The organism is Streptomyces cyaneofuscatus (assembly GCF_033109485.1).
GTDB classification, from domain to species: Bacteria; Actinomycetota; Actinomycetes; order Streptomycetales; family Streptomycetaceae; genus Streptomyces; species Streptomyces cyaneofuscatus.
In genome coordinates, this window is the sequence record NZ_CP137002.1 from 3232117 (window position 1) to 3246698 (window position 14582).

Here is a 14582-nt window from a genome sequence, read left to right on the forward strand (position 1 = left end):
GTGAGCCCTACTTGGCGCCCAGGTGTCCCGTAGGCCCTACTTGGCGCCGTCGGCCGCCCGTACCAGCGCGTCCTTCGTCACCGCTCCGACATATACCTTGCCGTCGTCCGTCAGCAGCGCGTTGACGAGGCGGGTCTTGAAGACCGTGCCCGAGCCGAACTTCCCGGTGACCTTGTCGCCGAGCGCGTCCAGGAAGCCCTGGGCCTCGGCCGGGACATCGCCCGAGCCCGCCGTGGGCAGGCCCTTGCCGCCGGGGATCTCGATGGCGGCGATCGACGTCCAGCCCTTGCCGAGGACGTTGACGCCCTCGGCGCTCTCCAGCCCCTCCAGGCCGGGGATCTGGCCGGAGAGCTGGTCCGGGAGCGCCTTCTGCGCCTTGCCGTGCTCGTCCTTGCCGGTCTCCAGCTCGTCGGCCTCCGTCACCTTGGCGCCCTTGGGCGGGGTGAAGTCGAACGACGAGGCGGCGGGCTTCGCGAAGTCCACCTTGGTGAAGCCCGCGTCGACCACGGCCTTGCCGCCGGCCGCCGCCGCCAGCGTGAACTTCAGCGGTACGCCGTTCTCCGCGTCCACCGCGATCCGGATCGAACCGACCGTCGAGCCTTCCTGCTTCGGCTTGATGACCAGCTGGTACGCGTCGCGGCCCGCGACCTGCGCGGTGCCGTCCACGGTGACCGACGTGGTGTCGCCGACCGCCGCGAGCGCCTGCTCGGCGAAGTCCTTCGGGGTGGCGGGGACGCCCTTGGGAGCCTTCGGGGCCTCCTTCTCGGCGCCCGAGGCGCCCGCGCCCTCGGGTGCCTCGGCGTGGTAGACCTCGTCGGACTCCGAGTCGTACGCCCAGACCTCGCCCCTGTTGTGGACGACGCTGTACTCGGAGGCCTTGCCGAGGATGGAGAGCCGCTGCTTCTCCGGGCCGTCGACGGCCACCCGGAGCGTGTGCGTGCCGGACGTCAGCTCCATGAGCTTGTCCTCCGGCGCGGCGGCGCCGCCGTCCTTGCCCTCGCCGTCCGCGCCCGGCAGGAACGATCCCGCGAGGCCGTCGAGGGGCAGACCGAGGTCCGTGCTGATCTTGAACGTGCCGGAGAGCTGCTCCTCGTCGGAAGCGGCGATCTTCTCGATGAGTTCCTGTGCGCTGATCTTCGGCAGGTCCGGGTCGCCGGCGTTCGCGAGTGCCGGGACGAGCCCGATGGTCGCGGCCGCCACCCCCGCGACCGCGACGGGGACGATGTAGCGCGCCGCCTTCCGGCGGCCCACGACAGTGCCCGTGGCCTCGCCGATGGTCTCCGCGCTGTCGTTCGGTGCCATGTGTGCCCTACCTCCGTGGTCGGCGGCTTCCGTCCGGTTGCTCGTCCACTCCCTGCCGCCATTCTCACCCGATGTGGTCAGGAGTGGTTGGTATCCATCTGACCAAATCGGGCGGTCTGAAGCGTCAGCCCCCGGGATCAACCTGACTACTGCTCCGGTATGACAACCGGACGGGGCGCATCAGCCATCCCGTAGGGGTAGGGCCCCGGGAGGCCTACTGGGTGACGCGTCGTCAACCAGGGGAACGCGCCGCGCGTGAACCAGGGGAAGGCACCGTACGTACGCTCAGCCCGCGCGGTGCACCACGGCGTCGCACAGCTCTTCCAGCGCGGACTTCGCGTACCCCTCGGGCAGCGGCGCCAGCGTGGCGCGCGCCTCCTGGGCGTAGCGGACGGTGTCCTGGCGGGCCTGCTCCAGCGCCGGGTGGGCGCGCAGTCGGCGCAGCGCCTCGGCGAGGGTGTCGTCGTCGCCGAGGTCGCCGTCGATCAGCTCGACGAGCTCCAGGTCGTCGGGCTTGCCGTCCTCCGCGGCCTGGGCGCGCAGCCGCAGCACCGGCAGGGTGGGGATGCCTTCGCGCAGGTCGGTGCCGGGGGTCTTGCCGGACTCGTGGGAGTCCGAGGCGATGTCGAGGACGTCGTCGGCGAGCTGAAAGGCGATGCCGAGCCGCTCCCCGTACTGCGTGAGGATGTCCACGGTCCGCTCGTCGGCGCCGGCCATCAGCGCGCCGAACCGGCCGGAGACGGCGACCAGCGAGCCGGTCTTGCCGCTGAGCACGTCCAGGTAGTGGTCGACCGGGTCGCGGCCGTCGCGCGGACCCGCGGTCTCCAGGATCTGGCCGGTGACCAGCCGCTCGAACGCCTCGGCCTGGATGCGTACAGCCTCGGGGCCGAGGTCGGCAAGGATGTGGGAGGCGCGGGCGAAGAGGAAGTCGCCGGTGAGGACGGCCACCGAGTTGCCCCAGCGGGTGTTGGCGCTCTCCACCCCGCGGCGTACGTCGGCCTCGTCCATCACGTCGTCGTGGTACAGCGTGGCCAGGTGGGTCAGCTCGACGACGACGGCCGCGGGGACGACACCCGGCGCGTCGGGGTCACCGAACTGTGACGCGAGCATGACCAGCAAGGGGCGGAACCGCTTGCCCCCGGCCCGCACCAGGTGCTGGGCGGCCTCCGTGATGAAGGGCACATCGCTCTTGGTGGCTTCGAGCAGCCCCGCTTCGACAGCGGCCAGGCCCGTCTGGACGTCGGCCTCAAGAGCCTGGTCCCGCACGTGCAGTCCGAACGGCCCGACGACGGTCACGAGGGCATCTCCTGTCTGCTGACGATCACACTCATTGTCGATGTGTCGCTGGATCCCAAATCGACTTCAGCGTATCCGGTCTCCTGTGGATCACCGTGGGCGGCTTCCCACCACCGCCGGTATGTTCGGGATCAGCTCATACGATCAGGAGTCTCCGCTTTGTCCCACACCGCTGCCGACACCGAGCCGGACCGGCCCCCGCCCGAGGACGACCGCGCCTTCTTCGGCCAGCCACGGGGTCTGATGACCCTGTCGGGCCTGGAGGTCTGGGAGCGGTTCTCGTTCCTCGGCATGCAGGCGATCCTGGTGCTGTTCTTCGCCGACACCGTCGCCGGCGGCGGCATGGGCATGGACCCCGGAACCGCCGCGTCCGTGTCCGCCGCGTACGGAACCCTCGTCTACCTGGTCTCCGTGGCCGGCGGCTGGCTGGCCGACCGGATCCTCGGCTCGTACCGGGCCGTGCTGTACGGCGGCATCCTCATCGCCTGCGGCCACTACGCCATGGCCGTGCCCACCGACGCGATGACCTGGGTCGGGCTCGGGCTGATCAGCGCCGGGACGGGGCTCCTCAAGCCGAACGTGGCCTCGATGGTCGGCAAGCTCTACCGCACCGACGACGAGCGCCGTGACGCCGGCTTCGCGCTCTACTACATGGGCATCAACATCGGCGCCTTCGCCGGACCGCTGATCACCGGCTGGCTCGGCGACCACGCGAGCTGGCACTGGGGCTTCTCGGCCGCCGCGATCGGCATGACCCTCGGCCTGATCCAGTACGTGGCGGGCCGCCGTCACCTGGTCGGACGCAAGGAGGGCGCCGAATTCGCGCTCGCCCCGGCGGCCATGCGCCGCGCGGTGCGGCTGATCATCGGCGGGGCCGTCGTGGTCGCCGTCCTCGCGACCGCCCTGGCGCTGGCGGGGTGGCTCACCATCGACCGGTTCGTGGACGTGCTCACGGTCATCTCGGTCATCGCGCCGATCACGTACTTCGTGGTGATGTTCCGCAGCCCGCGGGTCACCGCCGAGGAGCGCGGCAGGCTGCGGCCGTACGTCGTGCTCTTCCTGGGGTCCGTCGTCTTCAACTTCATCCTCTTCCAGGCGTACTCCACGATGATCCTGCTGGCCTCGACCAACGCCCGCACGGAGATCCTCGGCTTCACCTTCCCGGCCAGCTGGTACGCCTCCGCGCTCGGCGCCTTCGAGGTCGCGCTCGCGCCCGTCGTGGCCGCCACCTGGGTCCGGATGGGCCGCCGCCAGCCGCACGCCTCCAACAAGATCGCCTTCGGTGTGATCCTCGGCGGGCTGTCGTTCCTGCTGATGGTCCTGCCCACCTCCGGGCACGCCGACGACACCTTCCGGATGGCCGCCTGGTGGATCGTCGGCTCCTATCTGCTGCTCGGGCTCGGTGACGTGCTGCTGGAGACCTCCGGCCTCTCGGCCAGCAGCAAGCTCGCCCCGAAGGCGTTCGCCAGCCAGACGATGGCCCTGTGGTTCCTGTCCCTCGCCGTCGCCAACGGCATCCAGGCGCAGGTCGTGAAGTTGTACGGCGAGGTCTCCACCCCCGCCTACTTCGGGGTCAACGGCGCGATCGCCGTGGCGGCGGGCGTCGCGATGATCGCCGCCGCGCCCTGGCTGAAGCGCACGATGCATCCCGTCCACTGAGCCGTATGCCCCCGAGCACCCCGTCCACCAGCCCCCAGCAGCCCCGCAGAGGCGTCCCCCGTCCCCCACCGAGGTGACCCATGAACATCACGACCGAGTTCCCGTACGAGACGACCCGCGAGGACGTCTACATCCCGCTGCCCGGCGGGACCCGGCTCTACGCCCGGATCTGGCGGCCCCTGACCGACGAACCGGTCCCCGCGCTGCTGGAGTACCTGCCCTACCGGCTCGGCGACTGGACCGCCCCGCGCGACTGGCAGCGCCACCCCTGGTACGCGGGCCACGGCTACGCCTCCGTACGGGTCGACGTCCGGGGCCACGGCAACAGCGAGGGGCTGCCGGGCGACGAGTACGACGCGCAGGAGCTCACCGACGGGGTCGCCGTCATCCACTGGCTGGCCCAGCAGGAGTGGTGCTCGGGCCGGGTCGGGATGTTCGGCATCTCCTGGGGCGGCTTCAACTCGCTCCAGATCGCCGCGCTCGCCCCCGAGCCGCTGAAGGCGATCGTCACCGTCTGCTCGGCCGACGACCGCTACGACAACGACGTCCACTACATGGGCGGCTCCGTCCTCGCCGTCGACATGCACGCCTGGGCCGCCACCATGCTCGCCTTCGTCTCCCGCCCGCCGGACCCGGCGCAGATCGGCGACGACTGGAAGGAGATGTGGCTGAAGCGGCTGGAGGCCGTCGAGCCGCCCATCCACACCTGGCTGGCCCACCAGAGCCGCGACGCCTACTGGAAGCACGGCAGCGTCTGCGAGGACTACGGGGCGATCAAGGCGAACGTCCTCGCGGTCGGCGGCTGGCACGACCCGTACCGGGACACCGTCCTGCGCCTGGTCGAGCACCTCGACCCCGGGCAGGTGCGCGGGATCATCGGCCCGTGGTCGCACCAGTACCCGGACCGGGGGCTGCCGCCCGGGCCCGCGATCGGCTTCCTCCAGGAGACGCTGCGCTGGTGGGACCAGCACCTGAAGGGCAAGGAGACGGGCGTGATGCGGGAGCCGCTGCTGCGGTCCTGGATCAGCGGCTCGCACCCGCCGGCCACGGTGTACGAGACGCTGCCCGGGCGCTGGGTCGGGGACGCCTCCTGGCCCTCGGAGAACATCTCCCCGGTGGCGTACGCGCTCCAGGGCGGTGAGCGGATCGTCGCCTCGCCGCAGCAGACCGGCCTGGACGCGGGGCGCTTCTTCCCGTTCGGCAACGAGGCGGACCTGCCGCCGGACCAGCGCGACGAGGACGCGAAGTCGGTGTCGTTCGAGTTCCCGGTGGAGGAGGCGCCGATCGAGATCCTCGGCCGGCCCCGGGTGAAGCTCCGCCTCCGGATGGACGTCCCGCGCGGCCAGGCCATCGCCCGGCTCTGCGACGTGGCGCCCGACGGCTCCTCCACCCTGGTCACCCGGGGCGTCCTCAACCTCGCCGCCCGGCACGGCCGCGACCGCACCGACGACTGGACGCCCGGCGATACCGAGGACGTGGTCTTCGACCTCAACGGCATCGGCCACACCTTCCCGCCCGGCCACCGCATCCGGCTCGCGGTCTCCTCCTCGTACTGGCCCTGGATCTGGCCGCAGGCCGGCTCGGCCGGGTTCACGCTCGACGCGGACGGCAGCTTCGTCGAACTGCCGGTGCGCCGCCACACCGAGGACCCGGCGATCACCTTCGGCGAACCGGAACAGGCCGAACCGCTCGGCGTGGTCTACCCGGTCACCCTGGAGGAGCCGCGCCCGGAACGGCTCGTCGTCCGTGACGTCGCCAAGGGCGAGTGGCGGCTGGAGGTCGACCCGCGCTACGGCGGTACGCGGGTCTACCCCGACGGCCTGGAATTCACCGAGGACGCCCTGGAGACGTACACGATCCAGCAGGACGACCCGCTCTCCGCGCGCACCCGCTCCGACTGGCGGATCCGGCTGCACCGGCCGGAGATGTCCTGGGACGTGGAGGTCGAGACGCGCTCGGAGATCGCCGCCGACGACAACGACTTCATCACCTCGAACGAGGTGATCTGCAAGGACGGCGGCGAGGTCGTCTTCCACCGCACCTGGGAGAAGCGCATTCCGCGCACGGCGGGCTGAGAGCGGGCGGTGTGTTACGTGGTCGGGTCCCCCGGATTTCCGGGGGACCCTTCGAACTTTCCGGGCAATACGCACAGTTGGTGATAGTCGGGGATAGTCGGGGCACTGCCGTGGGGTAGAACCTCCGACGTAACGTGTCCTCCACACGACCTGGAAAGCGAGGCAGCAACACATGCCCGAGCAGAGCAGCCCGCTCGACCTGCCCGAGGGCGACCCCTTCGGCCCGCACAACCTCCCCTACGGTGTGTTCTCCACCCCCGACCACCCCGAGGACCGCCGGGTCGGCGTCCGCATCGGCAACCACGTGCTGGACGCCGGCGCCGCCGCCCACGCGCTCGGCTCCCCGTACGCCGGGCTGCTGGCCCAGCCGAGCCTGACGCCGCTGCTCGCGGCGGGCCGCACCGCCTGGCGGGACGTGCGCCGCGCGCTCACCGCCTGGCTGACGGTCCCGGGCCACCGCGCGGACATCGAGCCGCTGCTGCACCCGGTCGACGCGGTCACCCTGCACCTGCCGTACGAGGTCGCGGACTACGTCGACTTCTACGCCAGCGAGCACCACGCCACCAACGTCGGGCAGATCTTCCGGCCGGACGGCGACGCGCTCACCCCCAACTGGAAGCACCTGCCGATCGGTTACCACGGGCGCTCCGGCACCGTCGTGGTCTCCGGCACGGACGTGGTGCGGCCCAGCGGGCAGCGCAAGGCGCCCACCGACCCGGCGCCGGTCTTCGGGCCCTCGGTGAAGCTGGACATCGAGGCCGAGGTCGGCTTCGTCGTCGGCGTCCCCTCCGCCCACGGCACCCCGGTCCCGCTCGCCGACTTCCGCGAGCACGTCTTCGGGCTCTCGCTGCTCAACGACTGGTCGGCGCGCGACCTCCAGGCCTGGGAGTACGTGCCGCTGGGCCCGTTCCTCGGCAAGTCCTTCGCCACCTCCGTAGCGGCGTGGGTCACCCCGCTGGAGGCCCTGGACGCGGCCCGCACCGCCCCGCCGACCCGGGACGTTCCGCTCCTCCCCTACCTCGACGACGCGAACGAGGAGGAGCACGGAGGCTTCGACATCCGGATCACGGTCGAGATCAACGGCCAGGTCGTCGCCGAGCCGCCGTTCGCCTCGATGTACTGGACGGCCGCCCAGCAGCTCGCCCACATGACGGTCAACGGCGCGTCGCTGCGGACCGGGGACCTGTACGGCTCCGGCACGGTCAGCGGCCCCGAGACCACCCAGCGCGGCTCCCTCCTGGAGCTCACCTGGAACGGCCGCGACGCGCTGGAAGTCCCCGAGGGCAAGCGGACGTTCCTGGAGGACGGCGACACGGTCACGCTGACCGCCTGGGCCCCCGGCCCGCACGGCACCCGCGTGGGCCTCGGCGATGTGACCGGCAGGATCGTCACGGCACCATGAACGCTTCCGCCCCCGCACTGACGCTCCCCGAGGAGCTGATCCTGCTCACCCTGAACCCGGGGAGCGGCAAGCCGTTGTGCACGGCCGCCTCCCTGGCGTACGGAACGGCCGGCGCCGCCCTCGCGGAGCTGGAGCTCCAGGGGCGCATACGCGAGGAGCGCGGACGGGTCCAGGTGGTGAACCCGCTGGACCCGGCCGACCCGCTCCTCGCCGCCCTGCTGCGGACCCTGCCCCAGGCCAAGGGCCGCCGCTCAGGCATGCGCGCCCGGCACTGGGTGGACAACTTCGACAAGCACGTACGGGACGCCTGCCTGGACTCCCTGGTCGAACGCTCCGTGCTCTCCCGGGAGACCCGCCGCTTCCTCGGCCTGTTCCCGTCCCACCGCCACTTCCCCGTCCTGCCGGACCTCGTACCGGGCGTCCGCAGGCGGTTCACCCTGGCCGAGACGGCGGGCTACCCGGACCACCGCGACCGCCTCCTGGCCGCCCTGGTCTCCGCGATCGGCCTGGCCGGCGAACTGACCCGCAACGGCCGCCCCGGCCGCACGGCGATGAAGGTCCTGCGCCGCTCCGAGTGGACGGCGTCGGCCGTCCACCACAACGTCAAGCGGAACCAGTCCGACGGGGGCGACGGCGATTGGGTCGACGGCGGGGACGGGGGTGGCTGCGGCGGGGGCGGTGACTGAGGGGGCGGCGGGGTCGGTCAGCGGTGCGTGATGCGGTCACACGTTCGGGGGAGCCTTATCCGGTTTCCGGCGGATACGCTGGTCAGGCCCGCGAGACTCCTCCCCATGGGAGCAATGATGAGCATCGAACCCGAGGCCTCCGAGCCGCGGTGGGCGGTCCCGCCCGAGGGCGGCTGGACCGCCGATGACCTGGACACACTCCCGAATCTGCCTCCGCACACGGAGCTGATCGACGGGAGCCTCGTTTTCGTGAGTCCGCAGACCCTGTTCCATTCACGGGCGGTCGACTTCTTCAACTGGCAGCTGCAGTCGCTGGCCCCGCCTGAGCTGGAGGTCGTGCGCGAGTTCACCATCGACATCGACCGCTACAACCGTCCCGAACCGGACGTGATCGTCATCGACGGTGACGTCATCCGGGATGCGAACCAGACCCGGTTCCCCGCCGAGTCGGTGCGCCTCGCCATCGAGGTCGTCTCCCCCGAGTCCCGGTCCCGCGACCGGGAGACCAAGCCCGTGAAGTACGCCCGCGCGACGATCCCCCACTACTGGCGGGTGGAGAACCACGACGGGCGGGCCGTCGTGTACGTCTTCGAGCGGGAGCCGGCCACCGGGGCGTACACCTCGACGGGGATCTTCCATGACCGGATGAAGGTGTCGGTGCCGTTCCCCGTCGACCTGGACCTCACGGCGATCACGGCCCGACGCCGGGCGGCGGGCCCGGAGTAGGTCCCGCCGCCGCCCTGGCCGCGTCTCACTCGTACTCGGGCGGCTCCTCGTCCCAGGCGAACTCGGGGTCGCTGTGCTGCGGGGCTGCGGGGGCTGCGGGGGCCTTCGTGCGGGCCGGGGCCGGGGCCGTCGCGCGGGGTGTGGGGGTCGTCGGGGCGGGAGCCTCCGGAGCGGCCGCCGCCCCGGGGGACGTCTCCGCCAGGACCTCCAGGACGCCCTCCCCGTACGTCGCGAGCTTCTTCTCGCCCAGGCCGCTGATCCCGCCCAGCTCCGCGAGCGAGGACGGGTGCAGGGTCGCGATCTCCCGCAGCGTCGCGTCGTGGAAGATCACGTACGCCGGGACGCCCTGCTCCTTGGCCGTCGCGCCGCGCCAGGCGCGCAGCGCCTCGAAGACCGGGACCGCGGAGGCGGGGAGGTCGGCCGCGGCCGCCTTGCCCTTGGCGGACCTGGAGCCGCCGGCCGAGGACGACGAGCGGGTCGTGGGCTTCTTCGGCTCCTTGCGGAGCAGCACCTCCCGCTCCCGGCCGAGCACCGTGGCGCTGTCGTCGGTGAGGACCAGCGTGCCGTACTCCCCCTCGACCGCGAGCAGGCCCTGCGCCAGCAGCTGGCGGACCACGCCGCGCCACTCCGCCTCGGCCAGCTCCTCGCCGATGCCGAAGACGGAGAGCTGGTCGTGGTCGAACTGGATGACCTTGGCGGTCTTGCGGCCGAGCAGGATGTCGATGATCTGGCCCGCGCCGAACTTCTGGTTCCGCTCGCGCTTGAGGCGGACCACCGTGGAGAGCAGCTTCTGCGAGACGACCGTGCCGTCCCAGGTCTCCGGCGGGGTCAGGCAGGTGTCGCAGTTGCCGCAGTTGGCGGCCGTGGGCTCCTGGCCGAAGTAGGTCAGCAGCTGGGACCGGCGGCACTGGACCGTCTCGCAGAGCGCCAGCATCGAGTCCAGGTGGGCGGCGGCCCGGCGGCGGTGGGCCTCGTCGCCCTCGCCGCCCTGGATGAGCTTGCGCTGCTGGACGACGTCCTGGAGTCCGTACGCCATCCAGGCCGTCGACGGCTCCCCGTCCCGGCCCGCGCGGCCGGTCTCCTGGTAGTACCCCTCGACGGACTTCGGGAGGTCCAGGTGGGCGACGAAGCGGACGTCCGGCTTGTCGATGCCCATGCCGAAGGCGATGGTCGCGACGACGACGAGGCCCTCCTCGCGGAGGAAGCGCGCCTGGTGGGTGGCGCGGGTCGAGGCGTCCAGGCCCGCGTGGTACGGCACGGCGTTGATGCCGTTGCGGGTCAGATACTCCGCGATCTTCTCCGTGGAGGCGCGCGAGAGGCAGTAGACGATGCCCGCGTCCCCCTCGTGCTCCTCCTTGAGGAAGGTGAGCAGCTGCTTCTTCGGGTCGGACTTCGGAACGATCCGGTACTGGATGTTGGGCCGGTCGAAGCTGGCGACGAAGTGCTTCGCCTCCGGCATGCCCAGCCGGCGGGTGATCTCCTGGTGCGTGGCGTCGGTGGCGGTCGCCGTCAGGGCGATGCGCGGGACGTCGGGCCAGCGCTCACCGAGCACGGACAGGGCAAGGTAGTCCGGGCGGAAGTCGTGGCCCCACTGGGCGACGCAGTGCGCCTCGTCGATCGCGAAGACGGAGATCTCGCCCCGGGCCAGCAGCGAGAGCGTGGAGTCCAGCCGCAGCCGCTCCGGCGCCAGGTAGAGCAGGTCCAGCTCGCCCGCGAGGAACTGCGCCTCCATCGAGCGGCGCTCGTCGAAGTCCTGCGTGGAGTTCATGAAGCCGGCCCGCACACCGAGCGCGCGCAGGGCGTCGACCTGGTCCTGCATGAGAGCGATCAGCGGGGAGACCACGACCCCGGTACCGCGCCTGACCAGGGACGGGATCTGGTAGCAGAGGGACTTTCCGCCACCGGTCGGCATGAGCACGACGGCGTCCCCGCCGGACACCACATGCTCGATGACCGCGCCCTGCTCGCCGCGGAACGCGTCGTATCCGAAGACTCGGTGCAGCGTCCGCTGCGCCTCGGTCTCGGAGAGGTCCGCGGTGTCGGTCCCGTTGCCGGTCACCGTCCCGGTCACATCCATGGTCACGCTTCCCAATGCTCTGTACCCCGTCTGCTCTCCGTCCCCGACCACGATAGGCGGCTCCTACGACAACGCCGGACGGTCTGTGGATAAAGACCGTCCGGCGCTGTTCGCTGTGCGTTCCGCCTACCGCACGAAGACCCCCGCCTGGCCCGCGAGGTCCAGGAAGAACTGCGGGGCCAGGCCCAGCACCAGCGTGACCGCCACACCCACCGCGATCGTCGTCATCGTCAGCGGGGACGGGACGGCGACCGTGGGGCCGTCCGCCTTCGGCTCGCTGAAGAACATCAGGACGATCACGCGGATGTAGAAGAAGGCCGCGATCGCCGACGAGATCACACCGACCACGACCAGCGCGCCCGCGCCGCTCTCCGCCGCCGCCTTGAAGACGGCGAACTTGCCGGAGAAGCCCGAGGTGAGCGGGATCCCGGCGAAGGCCAGCAGGAACACCGCGAAGACCGCCGCGGTCAGCGGTGAGCGGCGGCCGAGCCCGGCCCACTTCGACAGGTGCGTGGCCTCGCCGCCCGCGTCCCGTACCAGCGTGACCACGGCGAACGCGCCGACCGTCACGAAGGAGTACGCGCCCAGGTAGAAGAGGACCGAGGAGACCCCCTCCGGGCTGGTCGCGATGACACCGGCCAGGATGAAGCCCGCGTGCGCGATCGAGGAGTAGGCCAGCAGCCGCTTGATGTCGGTCTGGGTGATCGCGACGATCGCCCCGCCCAGCATCGTGATGATGGCCACCGCCCACAGCACCGGCCGCAGGTCCCAGGTGAGCCCGGGGAGGACCACGTACAGCAGGCGCAGCAGCGCGCCGAACGCGGCGACCTTGGTGGCGGCCGCCATGAAGCCGGTGACCGGGGTCGGGGCGCCCTGGTAGACATCCGGGGTCCACATGTGGAACGGGACGGCGCCGACCTTGAAGAGCAGGCCGACCAGGATCAGCGCGCCGCCGATGAGCAGCAGCGCGTCGTTGCCCATGGTGCCGGCGAGGGCGGGGTCGATCTCCAGGACCGAGCCGTCGACGACGTTGGCGATGGTGGCGTACGAGAGGGAGCCCGCGTAGCCGTAGAGGAGGGCGATCCCGAAGAGCAGGAACGCCGAGGAGAACGCGCCGAGCAGGAAGTACTTCACGGCCGCCTCCTGCGACATCAGCCGCTTGCGGCGGGCGACGGCGCAGAGGAGGTAGAGCGGGAGCGAGAAGACTTCCAGCGCGATGAAGAGGGTCAGCAGGTCGTTGGCGGCGGGGAAGACGAGCATGCCCGCCACCGAGAACAGGACCAGCGGGAAGACCTCGGTGGTGGTGAAGCCCGCGCGGACGGCGGCCTTCTCGGCGTCGCTGCCGGGGACCGTACCGGCCTGGGCGGCGAAGGAGTCGACCCGGTTGCCGTGGGCCGTGGGGTCGAGCCGCCGTTCGGCGAAGGTGAAGACGGCCACCACGGAGACCAGGAGAATGGTCCCCTGGAGGAACAGGGTGGGGCCGTCGATCGCGATGGCGCCCATGGCCGCGATCTGGGCCTTCGTGGTGGCGTACCCGCCGGCCGCGAGTGAGACCACGGCGGCGAACGCGGCGGCCAGCGCCACCACGGTCAGCAGGAGCTGGGCGTGGTAGCGGGCCTTACGCGGGACGAAGGCCTCGACCAGGATGCCCAGGACGGCGCCGATCACGATGATCAGGACCGGCGCGAGCTGGGCGTACTCGATCGTGGGCGCCGTGAAGCGGTCCCCCGGGGCTGCGGATGTCACCCCGCTCGCCGTCGTCCACAGGCTGTGGACAGCTGTTGCGCTCACTTGGCGGCCTCCACCTCGGGCTGGGGGTCCTTCTTCTGTACGTCGGACATGGTGTGCTGGACCGCCGGGTTGACGACCTCGGTGAGCGGCTTCGGGAAGACGCCCAGGAGGAGCAGGAGCGCGATCAGCGGTACGGCGACCACCAGCTCACGCGCCTTGAGGTCGGGCATGGTGCGGACCGACTCGGCGACCGGGCCGGTCATCGTCCGCTGGTAGAGGACGAGGACGTAGATCGCGGCGAGCACGATGCCGGAGGTGGCGATGATCCCGGCCACCGGGTAGGCGCTGAACGTCCCGACGAGGACCAGGAACTCGCTGACGAACGGGGCGAGCCCCGGCAGCGACAGCGTCGCCAGACCGCCGATGAGGAAGGTGCCCGCCAGCACGGGGGCGACCTTCTGCACCCCGCCGTAGTCCGCGATGAGCCGCGAGCCGCGCCGGGTGATGAGGAATCCGGCGACCAGCAGCAGCGCGGCGGTGGAGATGCCGTGGTTGACCATGTAGAGCGTGGCGCCCGACTGGCCTTGGCTGGTCATCGCGAAGATGCCGAGGATGATGAAGCCGAAGTGCGAGATCGAGGCGTAGGCGATGAGCCGCTTGATGTCGCGCTGGCCGACCGCGAGCAGCGCTCCGTAGACGATGGAGACGAGCGCCAGGGCGATGACGACCGGGGTCGCCCACTTGCTGGCCTCCGGGAAGAGCCCGAGGCAGAAGCGGAGCATCGCGAAGGTGCCGACCTTGTCGACGATCGCGGTGATGAGGACGGCGACCGGTGCGGTCGCCTCGCCCATCGCGTTGGGCAGCCAGGTGTGCAGCGGCCAGAGCGGGGCCTTGATCGCGAAGGCGAGGAAGAACCCGAGGAAGAGCCACCGCTCGGTGGAGGTCGCCATCTCCAGGGTGCCGTCGGCCCGGGCCGCCGCGATCTCGGAGAGCGAGAAGCTGCCCGCGACCACGTACAGCCCGATGACGGCGGCCAGCATGATCAGGCCGCCGGCCAGGTTGTAGAGGAGGAACTTGACCGCCGCGTACGAGCGTTGCTTCGCGGCGTTCTCGTCGCTGCCCGTGTGGGCCCGGTCCCCGAAGCCGCCGATGAGGAAGTACATCGGGATGAGCATGGCTTCGAACAGGATGTAGAAGAGGAAGACGTCGGTCGCGAGGAACGACAGGATCACCATGGCCTCGACCATGAGGATCAGCGCGAAGAAGCCCTGGGTGGGGCGCCAGCGCGAGGACTTCGTCTCCAGAGGATCGGCGTCGTGCCAGCCGGCCACGATGACGAACGGGATCAGCAGCGCGGTGAGCCCGAGGAGGGCCACCCCGATGCCGTCCACGCCCAGTTCGTACCGGACGCCGAAGTCGGCGATCCAGGCCTTGGACTCGGTGAGTTGGTAGCGGTCGCCGCCCGGCTCGAAGCGGGCGAAGACGATGCCCGCCAGGACGAGCGTGCCCAGCGAGAAGAACAGCGCGACCCACTTGGCCACGGTGCGCTGTGCGGCGGGGACGGCGGCGGTGGCGATGGCTCCGATGGCCGGGAGCGCCGCCGTCGCGGTCAGGAGGGGAAAGGACAT

General features: G+C 71.1%; 10 protein-coding genes. 5 read left to right on the forward strand and 5 right to left on the reverse strand.

Features of this window, described 5'->3' with window-relative positions; translation table 11 throughout:
- Positions 1-36: 36 nt before the first annotated feature.
- Positions 37-1302: a LolA family protein gene (locus R2B67_RS13900; protein WP_317818179.1), complete on the reverse strand. Its 1266-nt coding sequence runs from the start codon at positions 1300-1302 to the stop codon at positions 37-39.
- 285 nt (positions 1303-1587) lie between these two features.
- Positions 1588-2598, reverse strand: coding sequence for a polyprenyl synthetase family protein (locus R2B67_RS13905; protein WP_030562047.1), 1011 nt, complete (start codon positions 2596-2598; stop codon positions 1588-1590).
- Positions 2599-2757: 159 nt separating this feature from the next.
- Here R2B67_RS13905 and R2B67_RS13910 point away from each other — a divergent pair, with 159 nt between their 5' ends.
- From R2B67_RS13910 to R2B67_RS13930, 5 genes are all read left to right on the forward strand, one after another.
- The gene (locus R2B67_RS13910) at positions 2758-4257 is read left to right on the forward strand and encodes a peptide MFS transporter (RefSeq protein ID WP_317818181.1); all 1500 of its coding nucleotides are present in this window, start codon (positions 2758-2760) and stop codon (positions 4255-4257) included.
- A gap of 80 nt (positions 4258-4337) precedes the next feature.
- On the forward strand, positions 4338-6332 hold the full coding sequence (locus R2B67_RS13915; RefSeq protein WP_317818183.1) for a CocE/NonD family hydrolase: 1995 nt from the start codon (positions 4338-4340) through the stop codon (positions 6330-6332).
- A gap of 172 nt (positions 6333-6504) precedes the next feature.
- Positions 6505-7734, forward strand: coding sequence for a fumarylacetoacetase (gene fahA / locus R2B67_RS13920; protein WP_317818184.1), 1230 nt, complete (start codon positions 6505-6507; stop codon positions 7732-7734).
- Positions 7731-8420, forward strand: coding sequence for a GOLPH3/VPS74 family protein (locus tag R2B67_RS13925; protein ID WP_317818188.1), 690 nt, complete (start codon positions 7731-7733; stop codon positions 8418-8420). Before fahA ends, R2B67_RS13925 begins: the two co-directional genes overlap by 4 nt.
- 117 nt (positions 8421-8537) lie before the next feature.
- Entirely contained in the window at positions 8538-9146 is a 609-nt protein-coding gene (locus R2B67_RS13930) for a Uma2 family endonuclease (RefSeq protein ID WP_317818190.1), read from the forward strand.
- A 25-nt stretch (positions 9147-9171) separates the two neighbouring features.
- On the opposite strand, the gene recQ is transcribed toward R2B67_RS13930, so the two are convergent.
- The 3 genes from recQ to R2B67_RS13945 form a co-directional block, all read right to left on the reverse strand.
- Positions 9172-11223, reverse strand: a complete 2052-nt coding sequence (gene recQ / locus R2B67_RS13935; protein ID WP_317824847.1) for a DNA helicase RecQ — start codon at positions 11221-11223, stop codon at positions 9172-9174.
- Positions 11224-11349: 126 nt separating this feature from the next.
- Positions 11350-13014, reverse strand: coding sequence for an NADH-quinone oxidoreductase subunit NuoN (nuoN, locus tag R2B67_RS13940; RefSeq protein WP_317818192.1), 1665 nt, complete (start codon positions 13012-13014; stop codon positions 11350-11352).
- Positions 13011-14582: an NADH-quinone oxidoreductase subunit M gene (locus R2B67_RS13945; RefSeq protein ID WP_317818193.1), complete on the reverse strand. Its 1572-nt coding sequence runs from the start codon at positions 14580-14582 to the stop codon at positions 13011-13013. The genes nuoN and R2B67_RS13945 overlap by 4 nt, the downstream gene beginning before the upstream one ends.